An 18,490-nucleotide genomic window follows, 5' to 3' on the forward strand; every position below is an offset into this window, starting at 1 on the left:
AGATTGCCATGTCCCTTCGCCTGAAACTGCAACGCCCTCTGGCCCTGCTCGGCCTCGCCTCGGCATCGCTGCTCGCCTGCGGCGCCGCTTCGGCCCAGACCGCGTCCAGCCTGGACGCCGTGCAAAAAGCCGGCGTGCTGCGCATCTGCACGCCGGGCGACTACAAGCCCTTCAGCTTCCAGAAGCCGGACGGCAGCTTCGAGGGCATAGACGTGGACCTGATGGCCTCGTTGACGGCCAGCCTGGGCGTGAAGCCGGAATGGGTCAAGACCAGCTGGTCCAACCTGATGCCCGACATGACGGCCGGCAAATGCGACTTGGCCGTGGGCGGCATTTCGGTGACCACCGAGCGGCAGAAGAAGGCTTTTTTCAGCGCCCCTTATATGGTCAACGGCAAGACGCCTATCGCGCGCTGCGCCGACGTGGCCAAGTACCAGACGGTGGCCGACATCGACAAGCCGACGACGCGCGTGATCTTCAACCCGGGCGGCAGCAACGAGCGTTTTGCCCGCGCCAACTTCAAGCAAGCGCAGATGCGGCTCAACCCCGAGAACCTGACGATTTTTGACGAAATTCTGGCCAACCGCGCCGACGTGTTCGTCACCGAATCGGCCGAGGCCATCACCCAGCAAAGGCTCAAGCCGGGCCTGTGCGCGATCAACCCCGACAAGCCGCTGCAGTACGGCGAAATGGCCTACCTGCTGCCGCGCGGCGACGTGCCCTTCAAGGCCTACGTCGACCAGTGGCTGCACCTGGCGCGCGCCAGCGGTGAATACCAACGTGTGGAGAGCCAATGGCTGAAGTAGCCGACAGCAAAAGCAATAGCACCCCGCCGCCGGCGGTGTACGGCCAGTCCGACCGGCCGCCGCGCGGCGACTATGCGCGCGGCGGCCAGGTCAACGCGGACTACACCTGCCCGCAAAATTACGCGGCCTATACCGCGCAGGACCACGACACCTACCGGCGCCTCTACACGCGCCAATCGGCCCTGCTGGCGGGACGGGCCTGCAGCGCCTTCATCAAGGCCCTGCCCAGCCTGGGCGCGAGCGACGCGATCCCGCGCTTCGAGGACATCAACGAACGCCTCTTCAAGGCCACCGGCTGGCAACTGGTGGGCGTACCGGGGCTGATTCCCGAGGTGCCGTTCTTCACGCTGCTGGCGAACCGCAAATTCCCAGTGACGGACTGGATACGCACACCGGTCGAGTTCGACTACATCGTCGAGCCCGACATCTTCCACGACCTGTTCGGCCATGTGCCGCTGCTGTTCGACCCGAGCTACGCCGACCACATCCAGGCCTACGGCAAGGGCGCGCTGAAGGCGCATGCGCTGGAGCACGGCACCCATGGGACGCAGCCGATTCCCGGCGCGGTCGAGATGCTCTCGCGCCTGTACTGGTACACCATTGAGTTCGGCCTGATGCGCGACAAAAAAGGCGGCGACGACGTCCGCGCCTACGGCGCCGGCATCCTGAGCAGCCCGGGCGAGCTGGCCTGGAGTGTGGAGTCGTCCGAGCCCAAGCGCATCCCGCTGCGCGACAACGCCGAGCTGCTGCGCTGCATGTCCTCGACCTACAAGATCGACACCTTCCAGCAGCAATACTTCGTGATCGACAGCTTTGAGGCGCTGTTGCGCCTGACGGAGCCGGACTTCACGCCTTTCTACAAAGAGCTGGCCCGGACGCAGGCTGCGGCCTAAGCGGGGCTGGCCATCCAGTCGTTCAGTGCGTGCCGGGTCCGCTCGGCCAGTTCGCACACCCGCGCCACCTGCTGGCCCGCATCGGCCGGCCACTGGCCCTGCAGGCAGGACTGCTCGAGCACAAAACAGGCATCGCTGAGGGCCTCGGCGCCCACGTTGGACGCCGCGCCCTTGAGGGCGTGCGCGGCGCGCGAGAGCTCGGCGCTGTCCGAAGCCTCCAGCGCCGCGCGTATGTCGTCGATGCGGTTCGGCGCGTCGCTGGCGAACAAGGCAATCACCTCGCGCGTCATGCTGCGCTCCTCGTCGTCGAATTCCTTGAACTGCTCCAGCCGGCTCCAGTCCATCAGGACCACTGAGGGCGCCCCGGCTTGCGGCGACGTGCCCTGGGCCGGCATGGCTTCGGCCGCCATGATTCTCGCGGCGCCGGCATCCTCGGGCTTGCGGGCGTAGCGGGCCAGCGCCTCCGACAGCTCGTCGATGCGCAGCGGCTTGGGCAGGAAGCCCACCATGCCGGCCGCCAGGCAGCGCTGGCGGTCCTCTTCGAGCACCGAAGCCGTCAGCGCGATGATGGGCGGCGCGGCCGCGCCGTGGGTCGCGATGATCTCGCGCGAGGCGGCAAAACCATCCATCACGGGCATGTTGGCGTCCATCAGGACGGCGGCATAGGGCCGCGGGCCGTCGCGGCTGCTCACGCCGCCTTCGGGGCGCAGCGAAGCGGCCACACGGTCCGCCGCCTCGCGCCCGTTGAGGGCGGTGGCGGCCTCGTAGCCCAGTTTGGCCAGCATGGCCAGGGCCACCTTGAGGTTCACGGCGTTGTCGTCGGCCACCAGGATGAACTGGTTGCGCAGCTCGGGCTTGCCGGCTTCGGCCACAGCCTTGGCCGCTTCCTGCGCCGAGGTGACGCGGGCGATGGCTTCGAACAGCTGGGACTGCCGGTACGGCTTGAGCAGGCGCGCGTCGAACACCCTGGCCTGCTCGCCGGTGGGCATGGTGCCCGAGGTCAGCAGCACGATGCGGGTGCCCGGGTGGCGCTCGCGCAGGGTCTGCGCAAAAGTCTGGCCGTCCATCTCGGGCATGTGCATGTCGGTCACCACCACGTCCACGGGCGGCTGGCTTCGCAGCCAGTCCAGCGCTTCGCTGGCGCGCTCGAACAGGGCGGGCTCCATGCCCCAGCGCCTGAGCTGCTTGTCGAGGATGCGCAGGTTGACCGGGGTGTCGTCCACCACCAGCACCCGCTTGCCGGCCAGGCTGACCATGTGCAGCGAGGACAGCTGGGCGATCTCCGGCGCATCGGCATAACCCAGCCGCGCAGTGAACCAGAAGGTGGAGCCCTGGCCGGGTGCGGACTCCAGCCCGACGCCGCCGCCCATCAGGCCGGCCAGTCGTTTGCAGATGGCCAGGCCCAGGCCGGTGCCGCCGTACTTGCGGGTGGTGCTGGTATCGACCTGGGTGAAGGACTGGAACAGCGCGGACTGCCGGTCCAGCGGAATGCCTATGCCGGAATCCTTGACGCGGAACTCGATCAGCCCGCCGCGCTCGGGGGTAGCGTCCTCCAGCACGTGGGCCGAGACGATGACCTGGCCGCGCTCGGTGAACTTGACGGCGTTGTTGACGAAGTTCAGCAGCACCTGGCGCAGGCGCGTGACGTCGCCGCGCACCCAGGTGGGCAGCTCGTCGCCCATGTCGACCAGCAGCTCCAGGCCTTTTTCGCGCGCGCGCGGCGCGCCTATGTCGCAGGCCTCCTCGATGGTGGCCAGCAGGTTCAGCGGTTCGTTTTCAAGGTCCAGCTTGCCGGACTCGATCTTGGAAAAGTCCAGGATGTCGTTGATCACGCCCAGCAGCTGGTCGCTGGAAACGCGCATGGTGTGCAGGTAGTCGCGCTGCTCGGGATCCAGCGGCGTGTCAGCCAGCAGGGTGGTCATGCCCACCACGCCGTTGAGCGGGGTGCGGATCTCGTGGCTCATGGTGGCCAGGAAAGCGGCCTTGGCGCGCGCCGCGGCGAGGGCCTCCTCGCGGGACGCCGCCAGCTCGGCGGTGCGGCTGGCGACCCGCGCTTCCAGCGTCTCGTTGGCGTCCTGCAGGGCGATGTTCTGCGCGTCGATGGCTGCGCGGTTGCGCAGGATTTCCTCGGCGCTGTCGTGCATGGCCTGCGACAGCTGCCGCACCTCGGTGATGCGGGCGTTTTGCTGCACCTGCGGCACCTCGGCGCGCGCCAGCTGGGCAGCGGCGACGCTCAAGCCCCGGAAGCGCCGGCTCAGGCGGTAGGCCAGCCAGGTCGCCAGCCCCGCGCCCAGCACCAGTGCGAAGGCCATCACGGCCAGGGTGTTGCGCAAGGCCGCCTGGCTGGCGGCGGCGAAATCGCTCTCGGGAGCAGCCACCACCAGGCTCCAGCGCAAGCCCAGGTTCTCTCCGAAAGGCTTGAGCACCACGATCAGGGTGTCGCCCTCCATGGGCACGCGGTGCAGAAAGGCCACGCGCTGCACGCTGTCGGGCAGCGTCCTGCCCAGGCTGGAGGCCACTTCGTTGTAGGCGCTGCGAACGATGGCATTGCGGCTGTCCATCGGTCGCCTGCGCTCAAGCTTGCCCTGCGCCGCGGAGAACAGCGGGTCTATGGTGGAGTTGGCGACCAACAAGCCGTTCTCGTCGAGCAGGAAAGCCGTACCGTGGGCACTGAAGACCATGGTCTGCAGCAGTTCCTTGAGGCGCGCCAGGTGCAGGTCGACAGCGAAGACGCCCAGCGAGCCGCCGTCCGCGCCGTAAACAGGCTGCGACAGGGTGATCAGCAGCTGGTTGTGGGCTTCCGAAGGTGCCACGGCGGTAAAGCTGCGGCCCTTGTTCTCCATTGCTCCCTGGTACCACGCGCGGGTGCGGGGCTCATGGTTCGCGGCCTCGGTGCTGGTTTTTTGCCGGCGGTCGCCGGCATATTCGGCGGAAAAGAAGGTGCGGCCCTGGCCGCCTTCCTTGCGCACCGCCACCTGCGTGGCGTGGCCGCCGCCCGAGGCGAGCGCCTCGACGCCCAGGTATTCACCGCGATGGGTAGCCAGGACCATGTGGGGCACCTGGGGCGTCATGCGGGTCATGGCAAACGCGGTCTGCTCGAACAGGTTGGGGTTCTGGATCAGCTGGCGGGCGCGCGCCACACCGGCCTCGCCGGGCTGGTCCTGGACCAGGCCGTTGAGCACGACGTGGGCCTGCGCCAGGTGCTCCTGGGTGCTGATCTGCGCCCGCTGCGCCACGCCGTCCACGGTTTTTTCGGCCAGTGTCTGCACGCTTTGCAGGTTGCTGCGGTACAAGAACCAGCCCACGGTGGCGGCCGGCACCAGCGAAAACAGCAGCAAGCTGGTGACCAGCACCGCGCGCAGCGACCAGCTGCGCCCGCGCAGGCTGCCTGCCGCGGCCGCCATCTGGCGCGCGCTCATGCCAGCCCCACGATTTCCACGGTATCCAGCGGCTTGGCGCGTCCCGCGATCTGCACCAGCGCGCGGCGGCCGGTGCGCACCGCGCCGGTCACCAGCCGCGTGGCCTGCACGCTGGCGGCGATGGTCCAGTCCAGCGAGGGCTGGCCCTGGAACAGCCTGAGCGCGGCGGCTACCGTGTCGCCTATGGGCGTGGTCTGGCCGGATCGGCCTATCAGCCCGTCCAGGCGCGCAAAAGCGACGGGGCCGGTGTGCAGGGCCACGCCCAGGGCGAAGTTCGGCAGGCCCCGCTCCGGAAAGCGCTGGCGCACATAGGTGTCTATGCGCTTGGTGGCATCGGCCAGCCCCAGGGCCGCGCGAATCGCGCGCAGGCCGTGGTTGACCGACTGGGTGTCGGCGGCGTCGACAAACACGCACAACATGCCGTCGCCGACAAACTGCATGTAGTGCGCGCCGAACAGGTAGACGGTGTCGCCGACACTGCTGTAGAGCCGCTTGACGACATCACTGAGTTCCGGGCCGGACAGGCACTGCGTCCACAGGCCGTAGTCGCGCATGTCGGCGAACAGCACCGTCGCGCTGGCGAATTTGTCGTTGTCCTGCACCGCGCCGGTTTCGGGCCACTGCTGGCTCAACGACTGCGCCATGCGCATCTCGTAAAGGTCGCTGATCTTCTGGCCTTGCTCCACCAGCGCCAGCTGGACGGCCTTGTCCACCACCTGGGCGCGCATGGCCTCCGCCCGGGTGAGCTTGTTGAGCTGCGCGTTGACCGCTTCGCGCAGCTCTTGCGGGGCAAAGGGCTTGGTCAGGTAGTCGTCGGCGCCGGTGGTCATGCCCTGGCGCATGTGGGTGCGGTCCTGCAGCGAGGTCAGCAAAATGACGGCGGTGGTGGCCAGTGCGTCGTCGTTGCGCACCCTGTCGAGCACCTCGAAGCCGTCCAGCTGGGGCATCTGGATGTCGCTGACCACCACGTCCGGCCTGAATTCGCGGATCAGCTCCAGGCCCTTGGCGCCGTCGTCGGCCTCCATGACCTCATGGCCTTCCTTCTTGAGCACCTGGGTGACCAGCATGCGCGTGCCTGCGTCATCATCAATCACCACGATCAAGGGCATATACCGGACTCTCGCTGTTGTGTTCTGGGGGGTTCAGGAAGCTAGGGCCCTTATTTTGTCGGCAATGTCCGGAAAAAGCGCGGTGCAAGGGCACTCTTCGAAGCGGTTTTTTTTCACAAGCGCGAGATCGGGTCTAATTCTTTGCCTACCGGGTAATCCCTCCTACAAAAAGAGGGCGTAATAGTTTGTTACTTCGCTTACGATATCCTTCCAAATGAGGAGTTTTTCCCTTATCCACGAAATGACCGGTTTTCGGGGGAAACAAGGCTCCTGACAAGAGGCGCTCAACGCCCGTAGCAGAGTTACAAAAACACCGCGGTCATTCCATCAATCGAAACAGCAGGAGAAATCTATGGGTTATTTCATGAAAGAACACGACATCTACATCGGAACGATGCTGGATGAATTGAACCTGCGCTTTGCGCCCTCGCAGGGCAAAGAGTCGCATTTCGGCGGCATCCTGGAAATGGTCGCCCTGCAAAAGGAGTTCAAGCTCTTCAAGAAGGGCCGTTCGTTCAAGATGAGCTGCGCCGCGCTCAACCTGGGTGCGCGCAACAACGAGGTCAAAAACCTCTGGCAGAACCTGCTGGGCAACCTGTACCGCCATGGTTCCAACAAAAAGGGCCTGGATGGCGACGCCGCCATCGTGGACGCGCTCATCAAGAACCTGGCTTCCAAAACACCGCTGCCGGTTTTTTTCACCTCCCACGACATGCGCGGCGACAAGTCGAACACGGAAGTGAAGATCATCGACAAGAGCCAGCCCATCCACTACCTGGAACAGGACTACCTGACGATCTCCATCCCCATGCAGCCGATTTCGGCGGCCAAGAAACCTGCCGACAAGCCGGCGGCCAAACCTGCTGCCAAGCCAGCGGCCAAGAAACGCGCCAAGAAATAAGCCGTCTGGCCGATTGCCGCGATGACCGGGCACCTGTCCGCTGAACCCGCCTTGGCGGCTTTGCATTCGGCGATTGGCCAGTACTACACGCAAAAGGTCGAAACTTACGGCCCGACCCCCTTGGGGGTGGACTGGCCGTGCCGGCCGACTCAGGAGTTGCGCTTCGTGCAACTCCTGCGTTTGTGCGACTTTTCAGCGCCCTTCTCCCTGACCGACGTCGGCTGCGGCTACGGCGCTCTGCTGGCATTTCTGGCCAGGCGGCACCGGCGAAAGGAGATCAGCTATCTGGGCGTGGATTTATCCGAGGCCATGATTGCGCAGGCACGGCGGTTGTGGCGCAAGCGCGGCAACGCGGAATTTGCCGTCGCCAGCAAGAGCCCCCGCGTAGCGGATTACTCGATTGCCAGCGGCATCTTTAATGTGAAGCTGGACCAGTCTGACGCACTCTGGACCGAGTTCGTTGCGCAAACACTGGCCGCGCTGCGGCTTACCAGCCGCCGCGGCTTTGCCGTCAACTTTCTCGCGCCACTGACTCACGACGCAGACCCGAAGCCCGAGCTCTACAGGGCCCCGTCGTCCGTCTGGCGCGACCACTGCGCGCGGGAGTTCGGCGCCGGAGTGGAGGTGCTGGACAACTACGGCATGCGCGAGTACACCCTGCTGGTGCGGTTACCCTGAGCTACGGACTCAGTTCCCCATCAATTGCAAAACGCGGCCGCGCTCGCTATGCAGGGTCTGCTCATAGATCTTGGCGCCCGTCAGGCGAATCAGCTGCTCGGCCTGGTTAAAGAGTGAAAGCGCCTCCTGCCAGGAACCGGCATCTGCTTTCTGGCTCAAGACCCCTCCGCAGACGATCAGCGCGCGGCACTCGGCCAGACGGTTGTTCCGAGGCTTGGATATCCCGATATTTTCCCTGGCAGCTTCCAGCGCCAGCTCAAGATTGCCCGATTTTTGATGGCACTCCGCCAGGCAGGCCCGAATCTCCGCCTCAAACTCTACCGCCACCCCTGTGCTCGAAATAAGACTCAAGGCCGCAGCAAGACTTTCCTGAGCAGCGAAGAAATTTCCCGCACTGGCCTCGGCCAGCCCCGAGCACCAGAGCGCAAAGATTTTTGAATAGGGACTGGCATATTGTTGCGCAAGATTCACGACGACAGCGACGTGCTCCTTGGCAAGCATGGTATTTTGCGTCGCGGCCGCAAGCTCCACATGCAGGTGGTGGGCGATCTGCCCGATCACAGGATCGCCCGGACCCTCGTCGGCCGACAGCATCTTTTGCAGGCATTCCCTGGCGTCGTCGAAACGTCCCATGCGGATCAGCAGGCGCGCACGAATGCCGAGCACCCATTGCTCAATGCTGAAATCGATGAATTCCCGGTCGAATTGGTCGATGCTTGCGACGCCCTGCATGGCGGCATCGTTGGCCGCCAGGCCTTGCTCCAGCAGGCCCGCCCAGGCATAGGCTTGGCTCAGGGCCACGTTCAGCATCGCGACCCGGCCGGCATCCCTGCCGGGCGGCGTCAGGGACAAGGCCTTGAGGACGCACTCCACATAATCATCGGCTGCGCCTCCGCCGGACTGCAGGATCCGCCCCTGCGCGAACAGCAGCAGTTGCACCAGCCGGCTGTCGGCTTCGCTGGCATGGCCGATGGCCTCCTGGGTGATCTTCTGGACTTCCTCGGGGCTCAGCCCCTCACGCCAGCCCAGGTAGACGATTCTTCCGCCGGCGAGGGCCCGCAGGCTGTTGACCTGCGGTGAGCGCTCCTGCCCATCCAGCAGGGTCCAGACCTTGCGCCAGTGCTTGATGGCCTGCGCCGAGTTCGTGGAGCCGGTCCACTTCGCGGCGCGCGCCTCGTGCTGCGCCGCATTGAGCAATTGCCCTGCGGCTTCGTAGTGGTAGGCGATCAGCGCGGCGAACTCGCCCGGCTGCGCGCTGTAGTGCGCCTCCATGGCGATCGCGACCGCGGCGTGCAGGTTGGCGCGCCGCGCCTTGAGCTGCGTGCTGTAGGCCACCTCCTGGATGAGCGGATGGCGAAAGGCGAAACGCCGCCCGCCCGCGATCTCGCGCAGCAACTGCAGCAGCTCGGCCTCGCACAAACCGTCCAGGCCGCTTTCCAGCTGGCTCACCAGGTACACGGCAACGTCCTGCAGCACGGCCAGCGGAATTTCCTTGCCGATCACGGCACAGACATGCAGCAGCGTTCTCTGGGTGACCACCAGCCGGTCTATGCGTTCGCCGATGACGGCCTGCACGGTCGCCGGCAGGGCATGCGCCAGCGAGGCGATATCGGATTTTTTCTGGCTTGAAGCCGCCAGTACGACACTCTTTTCAATCAGCGAGTGCGCCAATTCCTCTGCAAAAAAGGGATTCCCAGCGGAGCGCTCCACGATAAGCGGGAAAAAATCAAGCAACTCGGGGTAATGCCTGAGCCGCTCGCGCACCAGCTCTTCCGTATCGGACAGACTCAGGTCCGCCAGCTGAATCGCCCGGAAGTGGCGCATCGTCCACCAGGGCGCCTGGTAACCCGGCCGGTAGTTGAGCAGCAGCAGTGTCCTGGTTCCGGCTACAGCGGCAACCAGGGCCGAGAGAAACTCCGCGCTGGCGTCGTCAAGCCAATGAAGGTCTTCGAAAACGATGACGGAGGTGGCGGCGCCAGCCTGCTTCACCAGTTCATGCAGCAAGCCCAGCAGCCGGGCACGCCGCGCCTTGGGGTTGAGGGTGCAAGACTGGCTGTTCGCGTCGGCCACGCCGAGGAACTCGCTGAGCAATGCGAGGTCGTCCGCAGAGACGGCGCCCAGCTTTGCGAGCCCCCGCACAATGCATTCCCGCGCAGCTGCGGCATCGTGCGCCGGCGTGATGTGGAAAAAACAGCTGCGCAGCAACTGAAGGACCGGCTGCAAGGGCGTGGCATGGCCGTAAAGCTGTGTCCTGACCTCGAAGACGGGCACGTGGCGCAGATGGCACCACTGGGCAAATTCGTGGCAGAGCCGGCTCTTGCCTGAGCCGGGCGCGCCTGACAAGCCAATCACGGAACCTTCGCCGTTCTCGGCATTGCGCAGCGCGTCCTGCAACGCGGCCAGCTCTTGCGACCGTCCCCGAAAAAGCGACAGCGCCGCCTCATGGAAACTGTGGTTCTGCACGTCGTTTTTCATGCCCAGCAGGGCGTGCAATTCGACGGGCTCGGTGATGCCCCGTAGCGGATGTTTCCCCATAGGCCGGACGTCGCAGGCCGAGCGCACCAGCGCCAGGCAGTCGGCCGTCATGCAGATGCCGCCGGGCTCGGCCAGGGCCACCACACGGCTGGCCAGGTGAATCGCGTGGCCGTGCACGCCGCCGCCGCGGGTGGCGTCGACCGCCTCGGGGTCCAGCGCAACCTGGCCCGAATGCAGGCCGACCCGTATGCGCAGGCTCGAGTCAGGGCCTTCGAAGGCCGCCTGCATCGCCAGCGCTGCCTCGCAGGCCAGGCTAGCGTGACCTTCCAGCGCGCGAGGCACGCCGAACAAGGCCATGATGCCGTCACCCAGCGTGCGCACGACGGTGCCGCCGAAACGCTCCACCGCATTGCACATGCGCTGCACGGCGGGCCGCAACTGCTCCATGGCCTGCTCGGGGTCCAGGCCGGCCACATGCTCCGTAGAACTGACGACGTCTGCAAAAAGAATGGTGGCGTGCTTGAGTGCACCCCACTGGATTTCAGAGACCGGCGAGGGCAAATTGGACGGCTCTTGCACACTGAGCCCGAAAGCGGCGCCACAGTTACCGCAGAACCGGTTGCTCACCGGATTCACGGTCAGGCACGAAACGCAGCGCAACGACATCTTCTATTTATCCCTCTCCACAACAGGAAAAACCACTAAGCGAATCGTTGCACGAGCCCCGGAACAAATCAAGGCATTAGTGGCTTGGAGTGGCTTTGTCTGAGAATAGCTTCTTAGGGGAGGACCTTCACGGCCTGCCAGGCCGAGACCACGGCCATGTACTCTTTTGACTTACTGCCGAAGCGCGCACTGGCCACACGGCTTGTCGCCCGCGCCGCATCCAGAAAGCTGGCCTTGGGCTTGAGCTTGGGAAAGGCTTCGTACCAGATGGGGCCGGCCTTCTCCCAGGAGAAGCCGCCTATTTTTCGGGCAGCGAGGTAAAACGCATGGTTGGGAATGCCCGAGCTGTCGTGGACGTCGGCACCGTCCACGTATTGTTCCATGGTCTTGAACTGGTCGTCGTCGTACCAGGTCAGCTTGCGGTTGCCGGGATCCTTGAGCGAGCGTATGGCCTTGCCATGCTGCGGCGCGAGCATGTTCTCGCCCAGCAGCCAGTTGGCCTGGGCCGCCGTCTGGCCCAGATGCCACTGCTTGACCATGCTGCCCATGACGTCGGAGAAGGACTCGTTGAGGGCGCCAGCCTGGCCCTGGAGCACATGCGTCTGCTCCTCGAACTCGCGGTCCTTGCGCGCCAGTTTGACCACACCCAGCCCGCCGGGAATCATGTGCTGGATGACGCCATGGCTCAGTTCGTGGGTGATGATGTCCAGCGCCTCGGTGAAGCCCCCCACGTTCTCGTCGCCGTCCCCATAGACCATCTGCTCGCCGGTCCACATGGCATTGGCAAAGTCCTTGCCGAAATGCACGGCCGACTCCACACGCATGCTGCGGTCGTCCAGGGAATCCCGCCCGAAAACCTGGTGGAAAAAATCCAGGGCGATGCCGGTGTTGTCGTAGACCTGGTTCACAGCGCGATCCTTGACCGGCTTGTCTCCTTCATGGCGTACCGGCTTGCCCGGCAGGTCGGTGTCGAAGCCGGCATTAAAAATACTGCGGCGGTAAGCCTGTGCAGGCATGAAGCCCTGGGGAGACTGGACCGTGCGGGGCACCACCGCCTGCTTGGCGCAGACATGGCGATGCGTGCGCAAGCGCATGCTGTGCTCGATGTGGCTGTCAATTCGCTGGCGCCCTTCCTCCCCTGATTTTTCGGCAAGCTTGCGAAAGAGTTTGGACGGGACGGCAAAACAAAAACAGCGGTAGGCGGGTTTCACGAATTCGGCCCTTCAGTGCGAAAAAAGCCGGGGCGCAAATGCCAACAGGCTCAAGCCGCCCGAATGCGGCACACTGAAACCGATGGCACGGCAATCCACCAAACAAGGCTTGCCATAGGCTCCCGTGCCAATGCGAACGTCAGCGGCAGCGACACCGGTACGCCCAAGCACCATTCGCAGCACCGCGCGCGTTGCCTGGCGCTGACGGCGCTCTTCGGGCGGGACGATGCCGGAATACTGCTGCGGCAGGAAGTACGCAAGCGTCGAATAGCTCTTTTGCACGCTGAACTGTCCCAGCGTGATGATCACACTGAAAAGAGGCAATAACAGGGTGCTGAAAAGCATCCCGATGAGATATGCAGAGCCCACCCATCCGGCATAAACGATATCAATGCGCCCTTCCGACACGAGAGACAGAATCAGAAAAGGCAATATTTGAAATGGGAGGGAGCCTGTCGCTGAAAAAACACCGGCCCCAATTAGTACGCGCAAAATTAATCCAATCTGAAATCCCGATAGTCTTTTCGCTCACCTGGCACCCTATCGCCTTCAGCACAGGATCAGAAGTTGAACACTGCGGACGATATTTTCCCCAAGGCGGCTAGCCCATCCGCGACATAGGATGGCGACGTTCATCCCAGTTTTTGCATAAGGCAGCCGCAAAGCGGACCTTTAGTGCATCAAAACCGCAGCTAAATGCAATCTACCATGGGTTTTGCTCAAGCATAACAACTCCGATGCTTCTGTAGATAAAGCCGCGCACAGTATTTCCATTACCCGCGTTCTCCTCCAAAATGAGGAGGTAAAACTTTGTTACACCATTTACGATGAATCCCCCGACCGAATTACCTACCCGCATGGGCCGAAGCACGAAGGTGCTGCTGGTCATGGATGTGGTGGAGTCCGTCAGGATCATGGAGCAGGATCAAGATGGTTTCGTACAGAGGTGGCAACAACTGGTGCTGCAAGCTGAGCAGCAAATTCTGCCGCAGCATGGCGGCCGCATCGTCAAAAGCCTGGGTGACGGGCTGATGCTGGAATTTGCTAATGCGCAAGGCGGCATCAAAGCGGCGTTTGCTTTGCAGGATTTCAGCCAGCAGGCTAATGCCCGGCTGCCGCCCCAGCAACAAATGCACCTGCGCATAGGCGGCCACCTGGCCAGCTTTGTGACGGACCAGCACGACATCTACGGCACCGATGTCAACCTGACGGCTCGCTTTTGTACCCTGGCCGGCCCCAGCGAAATCGTGATTTCCGCCGAGTTGCGCGATCAGCTTGTTCCCACACTGGACGCCGACGTCGACGACATGGGCGAGTGCTACCTGAAGCACGTTGAAAAGCCCGTGCGGGCGTATCGCATCGGCCCGCCCGGCGAGCATGCGCCGATCAACACCGGCAGCGCGGTCCGGCTGGACCTGCGCCCGGCCATCGCGGTCATCCCGTTCGCCATGCGCAGTTCCGAAGCAGGCCACGAAATGCTGGGAGAGGCATTGGCCGATGACGTCATCGCGGCGCTCTCAAGAACCTCGGAACTGCATGTCATTTCCCGCCTCTCCACCACGGTCTTCCGCGAGCGGCATGAGGCCGTGGAAAACATTCGCAGCCACCTGGGCGCCAGCTACATTCTTTCCGGCACATGCCGCAGCGTGGGCTCGCAGATCGCGTTGTTTGTGGAACTGATTGACGCAAAAACCGGCCACGTGGTCTGGGCGGAAAACCTGAGGGGCGAGGTGCAAGGCCTGTTTTCCATGGATGACGAACTGATTGAGCGCCTCGTGGCCGCCGTCAGTTCTTCGGTCATGTCGCAGGAACTGGAGCGGGTCCACGGGCAAGCGCTGCCGACCCTGGAAGGGTATACCCTGCTGCTGGGCGCAGTGGCGCTGATGCACCGCACGGCGTTCAGCGAATTCGACCGCGCTCGCCAGATGCTGGAACATCTGATCGACCGCAGCCGCCGCCACCCGATCCCGTATGCCTGGCTGGCGAAATGGCATGTGCTGCGTGTGCAGCAAGGGTGGGCCGAGGATCCGGCGCGGGAAGCCATGCTGGCGCTGGACTGCGCAAAACGGGCACTCGACCACGATCCGCGCTGCGCGCTCGCGCTCACTGTGGATGGGTTCGCGCACACCAACCTGCTGCGCAAGCTCGACATAGGCGCACAGCGCTACGACCAGGCGCTGAGCATCAATCCCAACGACTCGCTCGCCTGCCTTCTCAAGGGAACGCTGCACGCCTTCAAGGGCGAAGGCGCCCTCGCGATGGTGCAGACCGAAAAGGCCCTGGCCTTGTCCCCCCTCGACCCACTGCGCTACTTTTACGACTCCCTGGCGGCAACGGCCGCCCTGTCGGCAAGCGAGTACGCGCGCGCCAGCGAACTCGCGCAGCGCTCCCTGCGCGCGAACCGCACGCACACGTCCACCTTGCGGGCCCTGATCATCGCGGAGGTGGAGCTGGACAGGATTGAATCTGCCCGGGCCGCAATGCGCGAACTTCTGCAGCTTGAGCCCGGCTTTACCGTCAGCGGCTTCCTGAGCCGCTCGCCCAGCAATCAATCGGCATTCGGGCTTCGGTGTGCGCACGCATTCCGCACGGCCGGCATACCAGAGCATTAATGTTTATTTGAAGGAGTATTTCATGAGTCAATTGGGCGGCATCGGGGGGATTGGAGGGATTGGAGGGATTGGCGGGATTGGTGGAATCGGCGGCATTGGCGGGATTGCCATCATGGCCGACGCCGCCAGCCCTTTGCTGGCCGATGGCATGACGAAGAGCAGCGCGGCGCTCAGCGGCCCTTTCCAGGGCGCTACTTTGCCGGTCAATCTCCCCTTGCCTATCGACAGGCCGGACCGGTTGAAGCAGTGGTCGGCCGATCGTCGGTTGCAGATCTGCGAACTTGAGCTCCTGGGTGGCCTTCACTTCGGTGTCCAGCACGCCCGCGAGTCGGTCACTCTGGCATTTGTGGACCTCAACAAGAGGCCGCTGAAGGACCACGCCATTGTCCGCCTGATCCGGCCCACGGCCAAGGTATTCAAGCAGCAGGTGGAACTGGTGGCCAACTACGCGGAGCTGCGTGAAGACCGCGGCAGCGAAATCCTGAGCCAGATGACGCCCCAAGTCCCGTATTGGGGATCCATCGTGGGCCTGCAGCCGCACCGCCATAAATGGACGCTGGAGCTGATCACCCTGGTACTGACTTTCACGTCCGACGTGGAAATGCGCTTCAAGCACGCCTTCGCCTGCCCACGGCCCATGGAGCTGTCACCGCAGATCCAGCCCATGATAGACACTCCCGGCCATGCCAGTTGGCCCAGTGGCCACGCCACCGAAGCCTTCGCCGTCGCCACGGTGCTGCTGGCCTTGCTTGAAAACGCCAACGGCACGGGGGCCAAATACCGGGAGCAACTGGAACGGCAAGCGGCGCGTATCGCCGTGAACCGCACGGTGGCAGGCCTGCACTATCCGGTGGACAGCGCCGTGGGCCGGCTGCTCGGAACAGCGCTGGGCGAGTTTTTCGCGGCGCGCTGCCTTGGCAACAACCAGCTCCACGAACGCGGTTTCGACGGCCGCAAGTTCCATGACGCCCAGGGCAAGGTCGTCGATTTCGATCTGCGTGTTTCCATGGACGACAACCACAGCGGCTACTACCAGTACCTCAGCAGGATCGGTACCGTGGCGGCCTCGCCGCTGCTGGCCTTCATGTGGTCCAAGGCGGTCAAAGAGTGGGAACCCCTGAAATAAGGACACCCATGACCTGGCACAAACTTCCCAAGGGCGGCTTCACCGGCATTGACTGGGCCAAGCCGGACGCGACGAATGGCTTTGACCCCTACCTGGTATGGGCCGAGACCGATAGCTTCGCAGGCTATGGCGGCACACAGCCGAAGTGGCTTCCGATAGCGATTGAACTCAGCCCCGGCGTCAGCATCGCCCAATTCATAGGCGCGGCCTCGCCGCAATGGCTGCATGTGCCGCCCGTATACACCTCCAGCGCCGCACCGCTTGGGCTGCGCTACTGCACGGCCCGCGTCAGGCCGGCGTTCTTCAAGCACATTCAGCCGGGCGGCAGCCTGCATGCGCTGGTCAAACGGCTGGAGCTGGGTTTGGCCGCAGGCCTTCATACCGACAACCCGGGCTCCGCCGGCACGACCGGCGCCCAGCCCCTGCTCAAGGGCAAGGTGATGGCGCTCATCGACGACGGGCTGGCTTTCGCGAATGCCAATTTCCTGCACAAAGGCAAGGCGCGCACGCGGTATTTCTGGCGGCAAGACGGCAAGGGCGTGGGCCAATCGCCGGCCGGCCTGGGTTATGGCCATGAATTGACGGCCGCCGACATCAATCGCGCGATGCAACAGCGCAGCTACAACGGCCTGGTGGATGAGGGCGAGGTCTACCGGCACTTCAAGCTGAAGTCACTGCAAAAGCGTGTCAACCATGGCACACATGTGCTGGACCTGGCTTGCGGTCCGCGCACGCTGATGGCGCAGATGGCCGATCTCCCTCCCGGCTTTGACGGGCCGGCCAGCTGGGCCCTGGCCGACGACGAGGCCAGCCGCTGCGACATCATCGCGGTGCAGCTGGACTACGGCACCGTGGCCGACACGTCGGGTGGTTCGTTGAACATCCATGTGCTTGACGGGTTGATGTACGTCCTGTCGCGCTGCGCGCAGGACACCAAGGTCGTGACCAACATCAGCTTTGGCACCCTGGCCGGGCCGCATGACGGAAGCTCACTGCTGGAAGCGGCGATGGATCAGCTGATCACCCTGTGCGGCCAGCGGCTGCAAATCGTGCTGGCGGCGGGCAACAGCTACCAGCAGCGCACGCATGCGAACCTCACGCTCGCCAAAAATGCGCACGCAACCCTCCACTGGCGCGGGCAACCCAACGACCTGACCGAAAACTTCCTGGAGCTGTGGTTGCCGCCGCAGGCCGATGGCATCAAGATAGAAATCACGCCTCCTGGGCACACGGCATTGCCGGCCCTGAAATTCGGCGAATCACGCATGTGGACGGGCAACGGCACGCAGCCGCTGTGCGCGCTCATTTATCCCAAAAGCGTGGCAACCGGCACGCACGGCACTTGCGCGCTGATCGCGTTGGCGCCCACCTTCAGCTTCGACAAAGGCACTGCCACGGCTCCCAGCGGCGTGTGGCAGATCAAGCTGACCAACACGCAGCCGGGCAAGGTCACGATAGATGCCTATGTGGAACGTGACGACGTGGTGACCGGCCCACGAGGCGGGCGCCAGTCGCACTTTGAAGACAAGCTGTACGACATGAGCGGCAACCCGGGTTCTTTCGTGGATCACCCCGACAATCCGACCTTGATCCGGCGCAGCGGCAACTTCAACAGCATTGCCACCGGGCGCAAGACGGTATCCGTGGGCGGCACGCGGATCGTGGGGTCGCATTGGGCGCATTACTCCCCGCAGAAGCCTGACCCCGATGCAAGCAGGCCAGAGCGTCCCGGCGTGGTGAAGACCCCCAGCACCGCGGCGTTCAGTGATGAAAATCCCATCATGACGGGGGTTCGGGCTGCAGGCACCTACAGCAGTTCGGCGGTCCGGCTGAGGGGCACCAGTGACGCAGCGCCGCAGGAAACGCGGCGGATCTTCAACGCGATATAAGACGCCTTCGCCGCTACCAGCGGCTGGGCAGTTTCTTGAGCAGGGTGATGCGCTTGGTGCCCATCTCGATGTAGCCGCCCTTTTCAAGGTCTTTGAGCAGGCGGCTCACCATCTCGCGCGAGGCACCGACACGGCTGGCGATGTCCTGGTGGGTGATGGACTCCAGCGTCACACCCTCTGCGGTATCGCGGGTCGCCACGTCATCGTGCTCTTCCAGCACGGCAATCAATCGCCCATATACGTCGAGCAACGCCATATTGCGGGCGGCTTCCGTGGCGGCACGCGCCCGGCGAATAACTTGGACCACCAGATTTATGGCGAATCCGGGCTCATACACCAAGTGCTCACTCACTTCGGCACGACTCAGCACGGCGCAGGTACAAGGTTCCAGGGTGATCACCGAGGCGGAGCGGGGTCCGCCGTCCAGTGACATCTCGCCAAAGTAGTCGCCGGAGTGAATCCGGCCGTAGGTGATTTCACGGCCGCTTTCGTCCATGGAAAACACCTTGACGCTGCCTTTGAGCAGCACGTAAAGGTTGTCCCCGATTTCCCCTTCGTTGATGACGACCGCCTTCTTGGGGTAAGTGCGTACCACGCCGCGCATGGCGAGGGTGCGTAATTCGGGGGTCAAGTGAGCGTAAAGATCTTCTTCGGGAGGTATATGCGGACTCATGATGAGCCGTAATCTAGCACGTTGCCGCCCCC

The 18,490-nt window shown here is 63.9% G+C and carries 13 protein-coding genes; 7 read left to right on the top strand and 6 right to left on the bottom strand.

Features of this window, described 5'->3' with window-relative positions:
• Positions 1–8: 8 nt before the first annotated feature.
• Both ACEN9P_RS08445 and phhA read left to right on the top strand, forming a co-directional pair.
• Positions 9–806, top strand: coding sequence for a transporter substrate-binding domain-containing protein (locus ACEN9P_RS08445; RefSeq protein WP_074579891.1), 798 nt, complete (start codon positions 9–11; stop codon positions 804–806).
• Positions 794–1,699 carry a phenylalanine 4-monooxygenase gene (gene phhA / locus ACEN9P_RS08450; protein ID WP_477714949.1) on the top strand — a complete coding sequence of 302 codons (906 nt, stop codon included), beginning with the start codon at positions 794–796 and terminating at the stop codon, positions 1,697–1,699. The genes ACEN9P_RS08445 and phhA overlap by 13 nt, the downstream gene beginning before the upstream one ends.
• Here the strand turns inward: phhA and ACEN9P_RS08455 are convergent.
• Positions 1,696–5,118 (bottom strand): hybrid sensor histidine kinase/response regulator, encoded by a 3,423-nt coding sequence (locus tag ACEN9P_RS08455; RefSeq protein ID WP_477701236.1) that lies wholly within the window; start codon positions 5,116–5,118, stop codon positions 1,696–1,698. The two genes, phhA and ACEN9P_RS08455, sit on opposite strands and share 4 nt — an antisense overlap.
• On the bottom strand, positions 5,115–6,227 hold the full coding sequence (locus ACEN9P_RS08460; protein ID WP_477664510.1) for a response regulator: 1,113 nt from the start codon (positions 6,225–6,227) through the stop codon (positions 5,115–5,117). The genes ACEN9P_RS08455 and ACEN9P_RS08460 overlap by 4 nt, the downstream gene beginning before the upstream one ends.
• A 364-nt stretch (positions 6,228–6,591) precedes the next feature.
• Between ACEN9P_RS08460 and ACEN9P_RS08465 the strand changes: the two genes are divergently transcribed.
• A complete protein-coding gene (locus tag ACEN9P_RS08465) occupies positions 6,592–7,128 on the top strand; it encodes a hypothetical protein (RefSeq protein ID WP_495621692.1) in 537 nt (178 codons plus the stop codon).
• Between the two features lie 21 nt (positions 7,129–7,149).
• Positions 7,150–7,806 (top strand): class I SAM-dependent methyltransferase, encoded by a 657-nt coding sequence (locus ACEN9P_RS08470; protein ID WP_495621693.1) that lies wholly within the window; start codon positions 7,150–7,152, stop codon positions 7,804–7,806.
• Between the two features lie 9 nt (positions 7,807–7,815).
• On the opposite strand, the gene ACEN9P_RS08475 is transcribed toward ACEN9P_RS08470, so the two are convergent.
• From ACEN9P_RS08475 to ACEN9P_RS08485, 3 genes are all read right to left on the bottom strand, one after another.
• The gene (locus ACEN9P_RS08475; protein ID WP_495621694.1) at positions 7,816–10,842 is read right to left on the bottom strand and encodes an ATP-binding protein; all 3,027 of its coding nucleotides are present in this window, start codon (positions 10,840–10,842) and stop codon (positions 7,816–7,818) included.
• Positions 10,843–11,060: 218 nt separating this feature from the next.
• Positions 11,061–12,041 (bottom strand): M4 family metallopeptidase, encoded by a 981-nt coding sequence (locus ACEN9P_RS08480; RefSeq protein WP_477664514.1) that lies wholly within the window; start codon positions 12,039–12,041, stop codon positions 11,061–11,063.
• Positions 12,042–12,170: 129 nt separating this feature from the next.
• A complete protein-coding gene (locus ACEN9P_RS08485; RefSeq protein WP_477677862.1) occupies positions 12,171–12,590 on the bottom strand; it encodes a 4'-phosphopantetheinyl transferase family protein in 420 nt (139 codons plus the stop codon).
• A 395-nt stretch (positions 12,591–12,985) separates the two neighbouring features.
• On the opposite strand from ACEN9P_RS08485, the gene ACEN9P_RS08490 reads away from it, so the two are divergent.
• From ACEN9P_RS08490 to ACEN9P_RS08500, 3 genes are read left to right on the top strand one after another with little or no spacing between them, the layout of a single operon-like run.
• The gene (locus ACEN9P_RS08490) at positions 12,986–14,770 is read left to right on the top strand and encodes an adenylate/guanylate cyclase domain-containing protein (protein WP_495621695.1); all 1,785 of its coding nucleotides are present in this window, start codon (positions 12,986–12,988) and stop codon (positions 14,768–14,770) included.
• 22 nt (positions 14,771–14,792) lie between these two features.
• Positions 14,793–15,896: a phosphatase PAP2 family protein gene (locus tag ACEN9P_RS08495; protein ID WP_495621696.1), complete on the top strand. Its 1,104-nt coding sequence runs from the start codon at positions 14,793–14,795 to the stop codon at positions 15,894–15,896.
• 8 nt (positions 15,897–15,904) lie between these two features.
• Positions 15,905–17,785 (top strand): S8/S53 family peptidase, encoded by a 1,881-nt coding sequence (locus ACEN9P_RS08500; RefSeq protein ID WP_495621697.1) that lies wholly within the window; start codon positions 15,905–15,907, stop codon positions 17,783–17,785.
• Between the two features lie 13 nt (positions 17,786–17,798).
• Here ACEN9P_RS08500 and ACEN9P_RS08505 read toward each other — a convergent pair whose 3' ends face one another.
• Entirely contained in the window at positions 17,799–18,416 is a 618-nt protein-coding gene (locus tag ACEN9P_RS08505; RefSeq protein WP_413328873.1) for a Crp/Fnr family transcriptional regulator, read from the bottom strand.
• Between the last annotated feature and the right edge of the window lie 74 nt (positions 18,417–18,490).

Source organism: Polaromonas sp. Polasp52 (assembly GCF_059491565.1).

Excerpts from the sequence above, each read along its gene's own strand:
- ACEN9P_RS08465 (WP_495621692.1), top strand. The coding sequence starts at position 6,592 with ATGAAAGAACACGACATCTACATCGGAACGATGCTGGATGAATTGAAC.
- ACEN9P_RS08490 (WP_495621695.1), top strand. The coding sequence starts at position 12,986 with ATGAATCCCCCGACCGAATTACCTACCCGCATGGGCCGAAGCACGAAG.
- ACEN9P_RS08495 (WP_495621696.1), top strand. The coding sequence starts at position 14,793 with ATGAGTCAATTGGGCGGCATCGGGGGGATTGGAGGGATTGGAGGGATT.
- phhA (WP_477714949.1), top strand. The coding sequence starts at position 794 with ATGGCTGAAGTAGCCGACAGCAAAAGCAATAGCACCCCGCCGCCGGCG.
- ACEN9P_RS08500 (WP_495621697.1), top strand. The coding sequence starts at position 15,905 with ATGACCTGGCACAAACTTCCCAAGGGCGGCTTCACCGGCATTGACTGG.
- ACEN9P_RS08445 (WP_074579891.1), top strand. The coding sequence starts at position 9 with ATGTCCCTTCGCCTGAAACTGCAACGCCCTCTGGCCCTGCTCGGCCTC.
- ACEN9P_RS08455 (WP_477701236.1), bottom strand. The coding sequence starts at position 5,118 with ATGAGCGCGCGCCAGATGGCGGCCGCGGCAGGCAGCCTGCGCGGGCGC.
- ACEN9P_RS08470 (WP_495621693.1), top strand. The coding sequence starts at position 7,150 with ATGACCGGGCACCTGTCCGCTGAACCCGCCTTGGCGGCTTTGCATTCG.
- ACEN9P_RS08460 (WP_477664510.1), bottom strand. The coding sequence starts at position 6,227 with ATGCCCTTGATCGTGGTGATTGATGATGACGCAGGCACGCGCATGCTG.
- ACEN9P_RS08480 (WP_477664514.1), bottom strand. The coding sequence starts at position 12,041 with ATGCGCTTGCGCACGCATCGCCATGTCTGCGCCAAGCAGGCGGTGGTG.